Here is a 558-nt window from a genome sequence, read left to right on the forward strand (position 1 = left end):
GCATCTTCGCCGCAAGTTTTACGACCTTCACATCAGCGGTGTCTCGAAGGCTGCAACGGATACGATCATCGCGATGACCGAGTTGTGGCAGATCGAGGATGAGGCCCGCGGTCGGGATGCCGACAGCCGCTCCACACTGCGTCAGGAAAAATCTGCAACCATCGTCTCCGGCCTCTTTGATCTTTGGGAAAAGGAACTGGGCAAGGTCTCTGGCAAGTCCAAGACCGCCGAAGCGATCCGCTACGCACTCACCCGGTGCGAAGCACTGGAGCGTTTTCTGACGGATGGCCGGATCGAAATTGACTCCAATATCGTCGAGCGCGCGATCAGGCCCCAAACGATCACGAGGAAAAACAGTCTATTTGCTGGCAGCGAGGGCGGTGGACGAACTTGGGCGACGCTGGCCACGCTTCTCCAAACGGCAAAAATGAACAATGTTGATCCGCTCGACTGGCTCTCCCAGACATTGACCCGCATCGCTCAAGGCTGGCCAGTATCAGAGCTCGAGGCGCTTATGCCCTGGAACTTCAGGCCTGACGCCATCAGCTAACCGCTTAC

General features: G+C 57.3%; 1 protein-coding gene. It reads left to right on the top strand.

The window, feature by feature from the left end:
- Positions 1 to 550 (top strand): IS66 family transposase (locus tag ACP7E0_RS35080; RefSeq protein WP_426131990.1); only part of this gene is annotated, 550 nt, incomplete at its 5' end.
- Positions 551 to 558 lie beyond the last annotated feature (8 nt).

Origin of the sequence: Pararhizobium sp. PWRC1-1 (assembly GCF_049897905.1) — a bacterium.
Classification (GTDB): domain Bacteria; phylum Pseudomonadota; class Alphaproteobacteria; order Rhizobiales; family Rhizobiaceae; genus Pararhizobium.